This window comes from Streptomyces sp. NPDC051041, assembly GCF_044456065.1.
GTDB lineage: Bacteria > Actinomycetota > Actinomycetes > Streptomycetales > Streptomycetaceae > Streptomyces > Streptomyces glaucus.
Map to the genome: position 1 here is coordinate 419471 of NZ_JBITFM010000001.1, position 14352 is coordinate 433822.

Sequence of the window (14352 nt, forward strand, 5' to 3'; positions counted from 1 at the left end):
GGAGGCGGCCTCATGAGCCAGGCGGAGAGTCCCGCGCGGCACACCTGTCAGCGGCCCGGCTGCGCGGGGACCTACGAGGACGTGGGCGACGGCGGGCTGTACTGCGACACCTGCGGTCTCGCCCCGGTCGTGTCGGCGCGGGGCCTGGCCGGCCCGGCGCCGACCGGCGCGGCGGGCGGCGGCAGGGGCTCGGCGGGCAGCGGCGGTTCCCGTTCCGGCAGCCGCGGCGCGCGTACGTCGTCGCAGTCGTCGAGGTCGCGGCGCTCGGTGTCGGGACGGCTGTCGCGCTCGCTGTCGGGCCGGTCCGCGGGCCGCTCGGTGTCGGTGCGCAGCTCGGGTTCCGCCGCCGGCTCCCCCGGCCGCGGCCGGCTCGGCGCCGGCCTGGTGGAGGTGCCCCCGGTCCCGCGGCCCGACCCGCGCGCGATGGTGCTGCGGAACCCGCAGGTGCCGGAGCGGAAGCGGTTCTGCTCGCGGTCGGGCTGCGGGGCGCCGGTGGGCCGCGCCCGCAGCGGCCGGCCGGGGCGCACGGAGGGTTTCTGCACCACGTGCGGGCACCCGTACTCGTTCGTGCCGAAGCTGAGGGCCGGCGACGTGGTGCACGGCCAGTACGAGGTGGCCGGCTGCCTGGCGCACGGCGGCCTGGGCTGGATCTACCTCGCCGTGGACCGGGCGGTCTCCGACCGCTGGGTGGTGCTCAAGGGCCTGCTGGACACCGGCGACCAGGACGCGATGGCCGCCGCGATCTCCGAGCGGCGCTTCCTCGCGGAGATCGAGCACGCCAACATCGTGCGGATCTACAACTTCGTCGAGCACCTCGACCAGCGCACCGGCTCCCTCGACGGCTACATCGTCATGGAGTACGTCGGCGGCAGGTCGCTGAAGGAGATCGCCGACGCCCGCCGCGCCCCGGACGGCCGGCGGGACCCGCTGCCGGTGGAGCAGGCGTGCGCGTACGGCATCGAGGCGCTGGAGGCGCTCGGCCACCTGCACAGCCGCAACCTGCTGTACTGCGACTTCAAGGTCGACAACGCCATCCAGACCGAGGACCGGCTCAAGCTGATCGACATGGGCGCGGTGCGCCGGATGGACGACGAGGAGTCGGCCGTCTACGGCACCATCGGCTACCAGGCGCCGGAGGTCGCCGGGGCCGGCCCGTCGGTGGCGAGCGACCTGTACACGGTCGGCCGGACGCTCGCGGTGCTGACCTTCGACTTCCAGGGCTACACCAACGTCCACGCCGACTCGCTGCCCGACCCCGACGCCGTCGAGGTGTTCCGCCGGTACGAGTCGTTCTACCGTCTGCTGGTCCGCGCCACCGATCCGGACCCGGCCCGCCGGTTCGCCTCCGCGCAGGAGATGAGCGAACAGCTGACGGGCGTGCTGCGCGAGGTGGTGTCGCTGCGGACGGGCCGCGCCCGGCCCGCCCTGTCCACGCTGTTCGGGCCCGAACTCCGGGTGCCGGACACGGAGTTGTTCCCGGAACCGGACGGCGAGGTGTCGCGGCTGGGCGCGCGGACGGCGCCGCCGGGGCGGTGGCGCCGCAGGGCCGCCGCCACCCCGCCGTCCCCCGCCGCCTCCCCGGCGCTCCCCGCGGGCGCCGGGCGGCCGCACGCGCCCGCCGGCCCGCCGGGCCCGGTCCGGCCCGTCCCCACCCCCGCGGCCGCGCTCGCCCTGCCCGTCCCGCACGTCGACCCGGCCGACCCCCACGCCGGTTTCCTCGCGGGCCTGCTGACGTCCGCGCCGGGGGAGCTGCTCGGGGCGCTGGCCGCCGTTCCGGCGCCGTCGGCCGAGACCCGGCTGCGGCAGATCCGGGCCCTGCTGGAGAGCGGCGACCCGCCCGCCGCGCTGCGGATCCTGGAGACGGTGGAGGCGCGGCAGCCCGACGACTGGCGGGTCGTGTGGTACCGGGGCGTGGCCGCGCTGGTCACCGGCGACCACGAGGGCGCGGCGCTCGCCTTCGACGCGGTCTACGACGCCTTCCCCGGCGAGATCGCCCCCAAGCTGGCGCTCGGGCTGTGCGCGGAGGTGCTGGGGCAGCTCGACAACGCCGCCGAGTACTACCGGCTGGTGTGGTCGACCGACCCGAGCCATGTGAGCGCCGCGTTCGGGCTGGCCCGTGTCCAGCTGGCGGCCGGGGACCGGCACGGCGCGGTGCGCACGCTGGAGTCGGTTCCGGAGTCGTCCGTCCACTGCACGGCCGCGCGGGTGGCGGCCGTGCGGGCCCGGCTGAGGCAGCGCGCGGCCGCCGCGGCCGACCCCCTGTTCCTGGACGACCTGACCGCCGCCGCCCGGCAGGTCGAGGCGCTGGAGGCGTACGGTCTCGATCCGGCGCGCCGCGAGCAGTTGTCCGCCGAAGTCCTCGGCTGCGCCCTGGACTGGGTACTCTCCGGGGGCCGGGGTTTCGTCCCTCACGCCTCCGGGGGACGGACGCTGCTCGGCAGCGGACTGGACGAACGGGGCCTGCGGTTCGGCCTGGAGCGTTCGTACCGCACGCTGGCCCGGCTGGCGCGGGGCGGCGAGGAGAGGATCGATCTGGTGGAACGTGCCAACCGTTACCGCCCTCGGACATGGGTGTGATTGATGTCGCAGATGCCCCGGCTGTCCGCCTGCCCGAGCTGCGAGGAACCCCTCGAGTCGGGTGACCGTTTCTGCGGAGCGTGCGGATACGACCTGTCCGCCGTGCCCGCCCGGCCGAAGGGCGACCCGACGGTCGCCCCGAACGGCTCGGTGCCCGCGCCGGCGGCGGAGTGTCCCGCCCCCGCGGCGCCGCCCGTCGGCGCGGGCGGCCTCACTCTGCCGCCGCAGCCGTCGCCGCCGCCGCAGCCGCCCTTGCCGCCGCAGCCGCCTCGGGCCCCGGCCTCGGAAAGCCCCGCGGTCCCCGAGGCCGCCGCCTCCGGTGTCCGCTTCGACCGTCCCGCGGAGCCCGACGAGTACCTCCTGCAGGCGCCCGACCCGCGTGTGGCCGCCGACCTGGCGGCACCGGCCGCGGGCGCCCGGGTGTGCGTGGCCTGCCGCGCGGGCCGGGTCGACGGCGACGGCTACTGCGAGCACTGCGGGCACGCCCAGCCCCGCGAACGCGACCACCTGGAGCAGGAGTCCGGCCCGGTCGCCGCGGTCAGCGACCGGGGTCTGCGCCACCACCGCAACGAGGACGCCTTCGCCGTCGGCCACACGGTCCTGCCCGACGGCTCCCCCGCGGCCGTGGCGGTCGTCTGCGACGGCGTGTCCTCCGCGACCCGCCCGGACGACGCCTCGCTCGCGGCGTCGAGGGCGGCGAGCGCGACGCTGCTCGCCGCCCTCCCGCGGGGCGCCCACCCGCAGCAGGCCATGCACGACGCGATCGTCGCCGCCGCACGGGCCGTCGACGCGCTGGCGGACGAACCCGCCACGGCCCGCGAGCGCGCCCCGCACCAGAACGCCCCGGCCTGCACGCTGGTCGGCGCGGTGGTGACCAGCGGCCTGCTGGTCGTCGGCTGGGTCGGCGACAGCCGCGCCTACTGGATCCCGGTGGACCGGAGCGCGCCCCCGGCCCGGCTCACCGAGGACGACTCGTGGGCGGCGCAGATGGTCGCCGCGGGCCTGATGAGCGAGGCCGAGGCGTACGCCGACGAACGCGCCCACGCGATCACCGGCTGGCTCGGCGCGGACGCCTACGAACTGGAGCCGCACACCGCCTCCTTCAAGCCGGACCGGCCGGGTGTGGTGGTGGTGTGCACGGACGGCCTGTGGAACTACGCCGAGGCGGCCGAGGAGATGGCCGGGGTCGTGCCCCTCGACGCCGCGGTGCGCCCGCTGCACAGCGCCCGGGTCCTGGTCGGCCACGCCCTGGACGGCGGGGGCCACGACAACGTAACAGTGGCCGTCCTGCCGTTCCCCGCCCCGCCGCAGGGGGCAGGATCGGCCTGAGGCCGCGTGCGGGGAGGCCTCGACGGACCGCAGGGGGCGGTCCGCAGGGGGGCCGTCCCGGCACCGGGCGGTCCGCGCCGTCGTCTCCTCACCTCGTGAGGACGCCAAGGGGGATCGATCGGGCATGGCCAATTTCTCGAAGCCGAACGTGCCGCAGTTCTCGGTGGACGTGTACCAGAACGAGTACCTGCCGGAGGGCGGCCGCGAGGTCGACGCCGTCGTCACCGTGACCGCGACCGGGGGCGGCACGATCGGGAGCGCGGTCGCGGCGCCCCACCCGTACGCGTCGGGCCGGGGCCCGTCCGCCGCCGTGGCGGTCATGGTGGACTGCTCGGGGTCGATGGACCACCCGCCGGCCAAGATGCGCAACGCCCGCGACGCGACGGCCGCCGCGATCGACACCCTGCGCGACGGCGTGCACTTCGCGGTGATCGGCGGGACGCACGTGGCCCAGGAGGTCTACCCGGGCGGCGGCCGCCTCGCGGTCGCCGACGCCATCACCCGCGACCAGGCCAAGCGGGCCCTGCGCAGGCTCGGCGCGGGCGGCGGCACGGCCATCGGCACCTGGCTCAGGCTCGCCGACCGCCTGCTGTCCTCCGCGGACGTCGCCATCCGGCACGGCATCCTGCTCACCGACGGCCGCGACGAGCACGAGTCGCCCGAGGACCTGAAGGCCTCCCTCGACGCCTGCGCCGGGCGCTTCACCTGCGACGCCCGCGGCGTGGGCACCGACTGGGAAGTGAAAGAAGTCACAGGGATCGCCTCCGCCCTGCTCGGCACCGCCGACATCGTCGCCGACCCGGCCGGCCTCGCCGCGGACTTCACTCGGATGATGGAGACGGCGATGGGCAAGGAGGTCGCGGACGTCGCCCTGCGCCTGTGGACCCCCGTCGGCGCCACGGTGAAGTCCGTCAAGCAGGTCGCGCCCACCGTCGAGGACCTGACCGGCCGCCGCACCGGGGCGGGCCCGCGCGTCGGCGACTACCCCACCGGTTCCTGGGGCGACGAGTCCCGTGACTACCACATCCGCGTGGAGGTGCCGCCCGCGGACATCGGCCGGGAGATGCTGGCCGCCCGGATCTCCCTGGTGATCCCGCGGCCCGGGGACGCCGCCCGCCCGGGCCCGGCCGAGAGCGGGGCGGGCAGCGCGCGGAACCTCGGCGCCCAGGGCCTCGTACGGGCCGTGTGGACCGACGACGTCGCCGCCTCCACCTCGATCAACCCCCAGGTCGCCCACTACACCGGGCAGGCCGAACTGGCCCAGGCCATCCGGCAAGGGCTCGATCTGCGCAAAGCGGGCGACATCGAGGGGGCAACGGCCAAACTGGGCCGGGCCGTTCAGCTCGCCGGCGCCTCCGGGAACGCGGATACTGCGAAACTGCTTGCGAAGGTGGTGGACGTGGTCGACGCCGCGACAGGTACTGTGCGACTGAAGGCGAAGGTCGAGGAGGCCGACGAGATGACGCTGGAGACTCGGTCGACGAAGACCGTTCGTGTAAAGAAGTGACCTGGGCACGACCCGCACGACCCACCGCACAACACTCTGACAGACAGCGAGCCTGACCCCTTGGGGTTGGAGAAATCCGGCCGGAACGGCCGGAAAAGGAAAGGGGGAAGCGCCGACATGCCGACCTGCCCGAACGGACACCAGTCGGATTCCGACGACTGGTGCGAGGTCTGCGGTCACCGCATGGCCGGTGCCGTGCCGCCGCCCCCGCCCCCGCCGCCCCCCGTCGGCGGGTACGGCTTCCCGCCGCCCGGCGGTCCCGGCGGCTCCGGCGGTCCCGGTGGGCGCCCGCATCCGTCCGCCGCTCCGGAGCCGGAGCTGTGCCCGCAGTGCCGCACGCCGCGCGAGGGCGGCGCGCCGTTCTGCGAGGAGTGCCGGTGGAACTTCCTGACCAACACGGCGACCTCGTACACCCCGGCCGCCCCGCGCCCGCCCGCGCCCGGCCCGGGCGTCCGCTTCCCGCAGCCGCCCGGACCGTCGTACGGCGGTGACGCGTACGAGTACCAGAGCTCGCGCCCGTCGCAGGTGAACCGGCCCGCCGAACCGATTCCGCCGAACCCGTCCTTCGGCGGCGAACCGTCCGGCCCGCCGAGCCCGCCCGGCTTCGGCGCCGCCCCCTCGCGGCCGGTTCCGCCGCCGCCCGGCCCCACCCCGCCCGGTCCCGGCGCGCCGGGGGGCGCCCCGCAGGCGTTCCGGCAGTCCGGCCCGCCGGCCCCGCCCGCGTTCCCGCAGGAGAGGGACCGGCCGCAGCCGGGCGGCCCGTCCTCCGGCGGCGACGACGACTGGGTGATCTCCCCGCCGTCGGCGGGCCCCGGCGGCCCCGGCGGCCGGCACGAGGGCTACGGCCCTCCGCAGTCCGGCGGAACCCAGGCTCCGCCTCCGCCCGCCCCCGGCTTCCCGCAGTCGCCGCAGCAGCCCCGGACGCCGCGGCAGCCTGCGACCTGGACGGCGACCATCGGCCCGGACCGCGAGTACTTCATGGCGATGATGCAGCGCTCCGGCCCGGAGGCCGCGGGCCTGAACCTGCCCGCGTACTCGCCGGAGCAGCAGCGCACCCTCACCGGCAGCCAGGTCACGATCGGGCGCCGCCGGCACTCCACCGGCGACACCCCCGACATCGACCTGTCGGTGCCGCCGGAGGACCCGGGCGTCTCGCACCAGCACGCGGTGCTGGTCCAGCAGCCGGACGGCGGCTGGGCGATCGTCGATCAGAACTCGACGAACGGCACCACGGTCAACGGCTCGGAGGAGCCGATCCAGCCGTTCGTGCCGGTGCCGCTGCAGGACGGGGACCGGGTGCACGTCGGCGCCTGGACCACGATCACGATCCGCCGGGGCTGAGGCCGGAGCGGGATCAGGACGGCAGGGGCCAGGCGTACGGCCCCTCCGGATCGTCCAGCCACGCCCACTCGCGCCCGTCGCTGACGGTGATGCCGTACCGCTCGCGCCCGGGCCTGCCCTCGCGCTCCCACAGCGCGTACGCCTCCTCGGGGTCGAGGCGGCCGCGGGTCAGGGCCAGCAGGAACCGGAACAGCTCGTGCTCCCTGACCCGCTGCGGCACCCCGCCCAGCGGCACCGGCCCGGCCGCGGGACCGCCCTGGCCGCGCAGCGGCACGAAGTAGGCGGGCGTGCCCAGGAACCGCCCCTCGGCGTGCCCGGCGTCGCGCACCTCCAGGACGACCAGGCCGGTGGCGAGCGGGGTGAGGATCCGGCCGCCGGGGCGGGTCTGGGCGAGCCAGGCGGGCGGGATCGAGGGCAGGGCGCAGGTCGCGATGATCCGGTCGAAGGGGGCGCGTTGCGGCACGCCGCGCGTCCCGTCCCCGGTGACGACGGCCGGGTGGTACCCGGCGGCGGCCAGGTGCCGGCGGGCCGACTCGGTGATCTCCGGATCCAGGTCGATGGTGGTGACCAGGTCGTCGTCGCCGAGCCGGTGGGCGAGCAGGGCCGCGTTGTAGCCGCTGCCGGCGCCGATCTCCAGGACCCGGTCGCCGTCCTCGACCCCCAGCTCGGCCAGCATCGTCGCCATCAGCGAGGGCTGACTGGAGGAGGAGACCAGCTCGCCGTCGCGCAGCCGGGTGGCCAGCGGGGCGTCGGCGTAGGCGCCGCGCAGCCAGCGCTCGCGGGCCACCGGGTCGGGGTGCTCGCCCCAGCGGCGTTCGTGGCCGCCGAGGACGCCGACGTAGTAGTACGGCACGAAGAGGTGGCGCGGGACCGCCGCGAAGGACTCCCGCCACACCGGGTCGGCCGCCCAGGCCCCGCTCAGCTCGATCTCCCGCACCAGCGCGGCACGCGCCGCCGCGGCTGCCTCGTCGAGACCGCCGCCGTTGCCTTCGTCACTTTTGCCGTCCTTGTACAGGAAGCGCCCGCCCATGGGTCCAGGGTGCTGCGGCCGGGGCCGCGAGGCGAGTACCCCGGCCCGCGGGAGCCGGGTCGTACGTCCCGAGTCCTCCGTCCCCCGGTCTGAGACCATGGAGGGCGTACTGCGTTTCCCGGGGACCATCCCCGGGCCCCCGGCCGAACAGCCTCGGGGCGGACCGGCATGAGATTGGTGAGGCAGACCCACGTGACGGAGATTCGGCGCGGCACGCTTCAGGAGCAGTCCTTCTACGAGCAGGTCGGCGGGGAGGAGACCTTCCGCCGGCTCGTGCACCGCTTCTACCAGGGCGTCGCCGAGGACCCGCTCCTGCGGCCCATGTACCCGGAGGAGGACCTGGGACCGGCGGAGGAGCGGCTGACGCTGTTCCTGATCCAGTACTGGGGCGGCCCGACCACGTACAGCGCCAACCGCGGCCACCCCCGGCTGCGCATGCGCCACGCCCCGTTCCAGGTCGACCGGGCGGCGCACGACGCCTGGCTGAAGCACATGCGGGCCGCCGTCGACGAGCTCGGCCTGTCCGAGGAGCACGAGCGGACCCTGTGGAACTACCTGACGTACGCGGCGGCCTCGATGGTGAACACCCCGGGCTGACAGCCCGCTCAGCCCCCTCGGGTCGGTCCGCCGCCGGCGGCGTCGCCCGCGCCCGCCCGCCGTACCGGACCGCGCGGGCCGTCTCCGGCCCCCCGCCGGGCGGACCCGGGCTGGGCCTCAGCGCACGCTGAGGCCCAGCGCTCCGACGCCGCCCTGCCGGACCGCCACCGACCCGTACGGCGTGCGCAGCCGCAGCCACGCCCCCGAGGAGAACAGCCCGATCTCCCGCTCACCGGGCCGCAGGAACCCCAGCGACTGCGCCGCGTGCACGGCCCGCACCGGAAGCCGGGTCTCCCCGACCGTCCGGGACCAGATCTCCCGGCCGATCCGGTCCAGCTCGGCCCGTGTGCGCCCCTCGGGCGGCAGTTCCTGCGTCCGGGACCGGAACTCGCCGACCGCGGCGGCGACCAGCGTCCGCAGCGCGTCCGGCGCCGGCAGCCCCGGCTCGGCCCGCCAGCCGCCCCGCGGCGGCAGCAGGCCCGCCCACGGCGGGCCGGTCACCGAGGCCGGCACGGCCGCGGTGGCCGCCGCCTCGTCCACCGTCTCCAGCAGCTCACCGGCGGACACGGTCACGTCCAGCGTGACGTCGAGCCCGTTCTCGTACGGCTTCGCCAGCCGTACCGCGCGGATCGCCAGCACCTCGAAGGACGGCGGCCGCCCGAAGACGGCGAGCGCCGTGCCGGCCGCCTGCAGGCGCACCGCGGCCGAACGGTCGTAGTGGAGCAGCCGGGAGAGGAAGGCCGCGAGATCCGCCGCCTCCCCCTCGTCGGCGAGGTGGAGCACCGTCATGCGGCGACGGCCCCCTGCTCCGAGGCGTCGTCCAGGTACTCCTTGAGGAACGCGCGCTCCTCGTCGGTGATCCGGCGCGGCCGCTGCTGCTCGAAGTCGAACGGCACGATGACGGTCTTCGCGCGGACGTAGACCAGGTCGCCGTCCTTCACCTCGTAGGCGAGGGTGAAGGACGCCGCCCGGATCTCCGTGACCCACAGTTCGATGTCCACGGGCGCGTGCCGGTGGACGAGCTGCCGCTTGTAGTCGATCTCGTGGCGCGCCACCACGGACCCCTGCTGGAAGTCCTTGTCCGGGCGGAACAGGAAGTCGATACGGGCCTCCTCCAGGTAGCGGAGGAACACCACGTTGTTGACGTGGCCGTACGCGTCCATGTCCGCCCAGCGCAGCGGGCAGCGGTAGAGGTGCCGCAAGATCAGCCCCGGGTCAGCTTCTTGTAGGTGGCGCGGTGCGGACGCGCCGCGTCCGGGCCGAGCCGCTCGATCTTGTTCTTCTCGTACGACTCGAAGTTGCCCTCGAACCAGAACCACTTGGAGTCGCCCTCGTAGGCGAGGATGTGCGTGGCGACGCGGTCCAGGAACCACCGGTCGTGGGAGACGACCACGGCGCAGCCGGGGAACTCCAGCAGCGCGTTCTCCAGGCTGGAGAGGGTCTCGACGTCGAGGTCGTTGGTCGGCTCGTCGAGCAGCAGCAGGTTGCCGCCCTGCTTCAGGGTCAGCGCCAGGTTCAGCCGGTTGCGCTCACCGCCGGAGAGCACGCCCGCGGGCTTCTGCTGGTCCGGGCCCTTGAACCCGAAGGCCGACACGTACGCCCGGGACGGCATCTCGACCTGGCCGACGTTGATGTAGTCGAGCCCGTCGGAGACGACCTCCCACAGCGTCTTCTTCGGGTCGATGTTCTCGCGGCTCTGGTCGACGTAGGAGATCTTGACCGTGTCGCCGACCTTGATGGTGCCGGAGTCCGGGGTCTCCAGGCCCTGGATCATCTTGAACAGCGTGGTCTTGCCCGCGCCGTTCGGGCCGATGACGCCGACGATGCCGTTGCGCGGCAGCGTGAACGACAGATCGTCGATCAGCACCTTCTCGCCGAAGGCCTTGTGGAGGTTCTCCACCTCGACGACCACGTTGCCCAGCCGCGGCCCCGGCGGGATCTGGATCTCCTCGAAGTCCAGCTTCCGCATCTTGTCGGCCTCGGCGGCCATCTCCTCGTAGCGGGCCAGACGCGCCTTGGACTTGGCCTGCCGCCCCTTGGCGTTGGACCGCACCCACTCCAGCTCTTCCTTGAGCCGCTTCTGCCGCTTGGCGTCCTTCTGGCCCTCGACCTTCAGACGGGCGGCCTTGGTCTCCAGGTACGTGGAGTAGTTGCCCTGGTACGGGTAGGCGCGACCGCGGTCGAGCTCCAGGATCCACTCGGCGACGTTGTCGAGGAAGTACCGGTCGTGGGTGATGGCCACGACGGTGCCCGCGTACTTGGCCAGGTGCTGCTCCAGCCAGTTCACCGACTCGGCGTCGAGGTGGTTGGTGGGCTCGTCGAGCAGCAGCAGGTCGGGCTGCTCCAGGAGCAGCTTGCACAGCGCGACGCGGCGGCGCTCACCACCGGAGAGGTTGGTGACGGGCCAGTCGCCGGGCGGGCAGCCGAGGGCGTCCATGGCCTGCTCCAGCTGGGCGTCGAGGTCCCAGGCCTCGGCGTGGTCCAGCTCCTCCTGGAGCTTGCCCATCTCCTCCAGCAGGGCGTCCGAGTAGTCGGTCGCCATCAGCTCGGCGATCTCGTTGAACCGGTCGAGCTTGCCCTTGATCTCGGCGACGCCCTCCTGCACGTTCTCCAGGACGGTCTTCTCCTCGTTCAGCGGCGGCTCCTGCAGCAGGATGCCGACGCTGTAGCCGGGGGACAGGAAGGCGTCGCCGTTGGACGGCTGCTCCAGCCCGGCCATGATCTTGAGGACGGTGGACTTACCGGCACCGTTCGGACCGACGACGCCGATCTTGGCACCCGGCAGGAAGTTCAGGGTGACGTCGTCGAGAATCACCTTGTCGCCGTGCGCCTTGCGCGCCTTGCGCATGGTGTAAATGAACTCAGCCAAGAGAAACCGTCCGGCAGCTTGAAATCTGGCAGTGGGCAGATACACCCCATCTTGCCTGACCGCCACCCCTGTGGGGAAACCAGTAGGGGCGAGCGGCTCCGACCTGGCCTTTCCCGGACGGCACCGGAGCCCCGCCTGTCACTGTCGGTCGGCATCGGTGAGCCTCGGGCACCCTCGCACGGCCCGGGGACGGCCCGAGAACGATCAGGCATCCTCCGCGTGCCGGGCTATCGTTCCGCCGTGACAAGCGCACCGGAGCGCCCCATCCTCTTCCTCGACGTGGACGGCCCGCTGATCCCGTTCGGCTCGTCGTCGTCCGGCCACCCTCGAGCGCCCGTCCCCGCTGCGACGCCTTCCGTGCCTCAGGGGCATCCGCTCCTCGACCGCCTCGACGCCGGGATCGGGCAGCGCCTCATGACCCTGGGCTGCGACCTGGTATGGGCGTCGACATGGGGAGAGGACGCGAACGTGACCGTCGCCCCGCTCATCGGGCTGCCGCGTCTACCGGTGGTGCCATGGCCGGACGGCAGAACTGGCGCCCTGCCCCGCGGCCTGCACTGGAAGACGCCTCACCTCGTCGCGTGGGCCGACGGTCGACCGTTCATCTGGGTCGACGACGAGATCAGCGACATGGACCGCCTCTGGGTCGCTGCCTCGCACCCTGGCCCTTCGCTCCTCCATCGCGTCGCCCCGGCAAGGGGTCTCGGTGCCGCTGACCTGTCAGCGCTGGCCGGCTGGCTCGGCTCGGCCGCACAGGGCGAAGACGCCCCCTATCGGTTGATCGGGATCTCGTAGACGATCTCGCAGTGAGCGGCGGGCACGACGATGTCCGCCGTCTCCACGGGCCGCCCCTGGTCGCTGTAATCACGTCCGCCGGATACGCGTGCCGAGTGCGGCCTTCCGGATGCCGAGGAGTGACGCTTCCTCGGCGGTCGCCTGCCGGGGCTCGGGCTGTTCCACGGCGTGGCCGACGGTGACACCGGTGGCGGCCATGCGGTTCACGACGCCGGCTCCGGCGTGCGGGCCTCCCTCGGGAAGGACGGCGAGGGTGCCGGCCGTGAGGTCGTACGGCTCCCGACTCGTCGACAACCGCACGGGCCTGCCGCCGGCCAGGAACTCGTACGTCGTCCGGACGCACGGCTCGCCCTCGGCGATGCCGAGCCGTGCCGCGACGTCGGCAGGCGCCGGCACCCTGGCGTCGGTCCGGCTCTCCCAGTCCCCTTGCCTGCCGACGGCCTTCATGTCCGCCCGGAACGGCGACCCGGCGGGCTGCTCACGCGCCGAGGACCGGACGATCCGCACCCGCTGCCGGGGCTCGGCGACGTAGGTCCCCGATCCGGCCCGCCACCTCCACGTCCGCTGAGGTGCCGACGGTCGCTTTGCGCCGGCCTCTCGACGCCGCGGGCCACCGCTACGGACGGGTCTGCCGCTCGGTTGGCCGGCGCGTCGGGGGACGTACTGCGCGTAGCGAACAGCCGCGGTCACCTCCTGGCGAGACCCAAGTCTTCCTGAGAAGCCGAGAACCGGAAGCGGTCGAGGCGCCACGTCAGCGGCGGGAGGCAGCCCGGTTACCGCCCGGGCTGCCTCCCGCTGTGGCCAGCGGATTCGGGCAGCCGCCTCAGCTGCCGTACAGCCACTTGAGGGGCACGGGGGCGCGATACAGTGCGCGCCGTGGATATACCCGGCTGGTTCGTCTGGATCGCTCTCGGTCTGGTCGTCCTGCAGGCCCTCGGCCTCGTTCCCGTCATCCGCCGACTGCGCGGATCCGACTCGTCGGCGCGTTTCAAGGCACGCCTCGACCTGCTGGATATCGTCGGCTCCCTGCTGCTCCTCGGCGGCCTGCTGCTGAGTCTCGCAGTGGCGAAACACTGGTTCTGGCTCACCTTCGTCGGCTTCGCGCTCATGGCCTTCGTCCACGCCGTGCAGGGTGTTCACTGGCTCCGCGCCCGCCGCCGTCCTACGGCCTGATCCAAACGACAGACTCCGGCCGCTCGGTGCACTACTTCTTCTTGCCCTGGGTCTTGCCGGGGGTCTTGATGAGCTGGGTTTTTGCTGGTCGGGAGCGGTGGACTCGAACGCCTGGTGGTCGTCGTCGGTCGTCATTGGCCACTGTCGAGCGGCCTCGGACGGCCCAGGGACGGCCCAGACCACGACCCGCCGGCCTACGAGCTGATGGGCAACTCCCGCGCCCGCCGGCGTGCCTGGGCACGTAGCTCCTTCAGGCGGCCGTGGAACGCGTTGTGGCGGTTCTGATCGAGGTTCAGGGGGAGGTCGAGCTGGGAGATGAGCTGCGCCTCCAGGTCCCACGGTTCGCTCCGCTCGATCCAGCACACCCGCGCGTTGTCCGCCATCCACTGGCTCAGGGCGGCTTCGCCGGCCTTGCCGAAGGTCATCCGCTTGCCGCTGCCCACACGGCGCAGCTCAAGCCCGAGCAAGCAGCCGAGGGTGAGCCGCAGCGTCGAGCCGGCCGCGTTGCCCCGGTAGTGATAGTGCACCCGCTTGCGAAGGTTCTGGGTGCTGGTCCGGTTCGCCATGTACCGCGGGGCTATGCCGACGTACAGCAGGCGCCCGGCCTCCAGGTCGGGGTGGGGCGGCTGCTCGAAGTGCCACCCGTAGACCCCGGCCGCCGCCGGGACAGGGCTCGGACGCACCAAGACCTCCGGTGCCGCCCATAACCGGTCGGGACTGACGAGAGCAGCAGCTTCCACGAGGCCTCCTGGTGTGCTATGGCTGATCGTCGCAGGCTACTGGTCACCGCTGACATGTGGCATCAGCTTGGGAAGCCGCGGTCATTTCAGGGTGGTTCGGGCGATGTCCTGGGCAAACAACCAGGTGGTGGCCTCGTCGGGCCGGGCTGCTCTCACCGTGATTCCCTTCTGTTCCCCGCTCGATCTGGTGCGGTTGCGATGCGGGGGCGCTCTCGCCGGCCGCTGCACCGACACGGAGGCTTCACCGCGGACGCGAGGGGCAACGTCGGTGAGCTCTTGCGGTTGCCCATGACATACGCGAACCACTGCTCGTCGCTGCACGTGAGTTCGGCGCGCGCGTCCCGGTGGAGGATCCGGACACTGAGCCTTTTCCAATCTGGTCGTCAGCGCCGCT

Annotated in this window: 12 protein-coding genes and 1 pseudogene; 7 read left to right on the plus strand and 6 right to left on the minus strand. The window is 73.6% G+C overall.

Features of this window, described 5'->3' with window-relative positions:
* The first annotated feature begins 12 nt into the window (after positions 1–12).
* From ACIBAI_RS01840 to ACIBAI_RS01855, 4 genes are all read left to right on the plus strand, one after another.
* Positions 13–2577: a tetratricopeptide repeat protein gene (locus tag ACIBAI_RS01840; protein ID WP_399030439.1), complete on the plus strand. Its 2565-nt coding sequence runs from the start codon at positions 13–15 to the stop codon at positions 2575–2577.
* A gap of 3 nt (positions 2578–2580) precedes the next feature.
* Positions 2581–3906, plus strand: coding sequence for a PP2C family serine/threonine-protein phosphatase (locus tag ACIBAI_RS01845; protein WP_399030440.1), 1326 nt, complete (start codon positions 2581–2583; stop codon positions 3904–3906).
* A 124-nt stretch (positions 3907–4030) separates the two neighbouring features.
* Positions 4031–5413, plus strand: coding sequence for a VWA domain-containing protein (locus tag ACIBAI_RS01850; RefSeq protein ID WP_399030441.1), 1383 nt, complete (start codon positions 4031–4033; stop codon positions 5411–5413).
* Positions 5414–5530: 117 nt separating this feature from the next.
* Positions 5531–6754 (plus strand): FHA domain-containing protein, encoded by a 1224-nt coding sequence (locus ACIBAI_RS01855; RefSeq protein ID WP_399030442.1) that lies wholly within the window; start codon positions 5531–5533, stop codon positions 6752–6754.
* Positions 6755–6767: 13 nt separating this feature from the next.
* Here ACIBAI_RS01855 and ACIBAI_RS01860 read toward each other — a convergent pair whose 3' ends face one another.
* Positions 6768–7784, minus strand: coding sequence for a methyltransferase domain-containing protein (locus ACIBAI_RS01860; protein WP_399030443.1), 1017 nt, complete (start codon positions 7782–7784; stop codon positions 6768–6770).
* A 168-nt stretch (positions 7785–7952) separates the two neighbouring features.
* On the opposite strand from ACIBAI_RS01860, the gene ACIBAI_RS01865 reads away from it, so the two are divergent.
* Positions 7953–8381 carry a globin gene (locus ACIBAI_RS01865; protein ID WP_399030444.1) on the plus strand — a complete coding sequence of 143 codons (429 nt, stop codon included), beginning with the start codon at positions 7953–7955 and terminating at the stop codon, positions 8379–8381.
* Positions 8382–8498: 117 nt separating this feature from the next.
* Here ACIBAI_RS01865 and ACIBAI_RS01870 read toward each other — a convergent pair whose 3' ends face one another.
* Genes ACIBAI_RS01870 through ettA form a run of 3 tightly spaced genes read right to left on the minus strand, consistent with a single transcriptional unit; the run spans position 8499 to position 11250 of the window.
* On the minus strand, positions 8499–9170 hold the full coding sequence (locus tag ACIBAI_RS01870; RefSeq protein WP_399030445.1) for a hypothetical protein: 672 nt from the start codon (positions 9168–9170) through the stop codon (positions 8499–8501).
* A complete protein-coding gene (locus ACIBAI_RS01875) occupies positions 9167–9583 on the minus strand; it encodes an acyl-CoA thioesterase (protein WP_399030446.1) in 417 nt (138 codons plus the stop codon). Before ACIBAI_RS01875 ends, ACIBAI_RS01870 begins: the two co-directional genes overlap by 4 nt.
* A gap of 2 nt (positions 9584–9585) precedes the next feature.
* Positions 9586–11250, minus strand: a complete 1665-nt coding sequence (gene ettA / locus ACIBAI_RS01880; protein ID WP_399030447.1) for an energy-dependent translational throttle protein EttA — start codon at positions 11248–11250, stop codon at positions 9586–9588.
* Positions 11251–11490: 240 nt separating this feature from the next.
* Here ettA and ACIBAI_RS01885 point away from each other — a divergent pair, with 240 nt between their 5' ends.
* Entirely contained in the window at positions 11491–12045 is a 555-nt protein-coding gene (locus ACIBAI_RS01885) for a hypothetical protein (RefSeq protein WP_399030448.1), read from the plus strand.
* Here ACIBAI_RS01885 and ACIBAI_RS01890 read toward each other — a convergent pair.
* Positions 12021–12594: pseudogene (locus ACIBAI_RS01890) on the minus strand (GntR family transcriptional regulator); the annotation flags it as partial. The gene ACIBAI_RS01885 and the pseudogene ACIBAI_RS01890 overlap by 25 nt on opposite strands.
* A gap of 327 nt (positions 12595–12921) precedes the next feature.
* Here ACIBAI_RS01890 and ACIBAI_RS01895 point away from each other — a divergent pair.
* Positions 12922–13218 (plus strand): hypothetical protein, encoded by a 297-nt coding sequence (locus ACIBAI_RS01895; protein WP_399030449.1) that lies wholly within the window; start codon positions 12922–12924, stop codon positions 13216–13218.
* A 194-nt stretch (positions 13219–13412) separates the two neighbouring features.
* Here ACIBAI_RS01895 and ACIBAI_RS01900 read toward each other — a convergent pair whose 3' ends face one another.
* Positions 13413–13901: a GIY-YIG nuclease family protein gene (locus ACIBAI_RS01900; RefSeq protein ID WP_399030451.1), complete on the minus strand. Its 489-nt coding sequence runs from the start codon at positions 13899–13901 to the stop codon at positions 13413–13415.
* Between the last annotated feature and the right edge of the window lie 451 nt (positions 13902–14352).

Bases quoted from the DNA above. Each gene is read 5' to 3' on its own strand.
- ACIBAI_RS01870 (WP_399030445.1), bottom strand. From the start codon at position 9,170: ATGACGGTGCTCCACCTCGCCGACGAGGGGGAGGCGGCGGATCTCGCG.
- ACIBAI_RS01855 (WP_399030442.1), top strand. From the start codon at position 5,531: ATGCCGACCTGCCCGAACGGACACCAGTCGGATTCCGACGACTGGTGC.
- ACIBAI_RS01840 (WP_399030439.1), top strand. From the start codon at position 13: ATGAGCCAGGCGGAGAGTCCCGCGCGGCACACCTGTCAGCGGCCCGGC.
- ACIBAI_RS01845 (WP_399030440.1), top strand. From the start codon at position 2,581: ATGTCGCAGATGCCCCGGCTGTCCGCCTGCCCGAGCTGCGAGGAACCC.
- ACIBAI_RS01865 (WP_399030444.1), top strand. From the start codon at position 7,953: ATGAGATTGGTGAGGCAGACCCACGTGACGGAGATTCGGCGCGGCACG.
- ACIBAI_RS01860 (WP_399030443.1), bottom strand. From the start codon at position 7,784: ATGGGCGGGCGCTTCCTGTACAAGGACGGCAAAAGTGACGAAGGCAAC.
- ACIBAI_RS01850 (WP_399030441.1), top strand. From the start codon at position 4,031: ATGGCCAATTTCTCGAAGCCGAACGTGCCGCAGTTCTCGGTGGACGTG.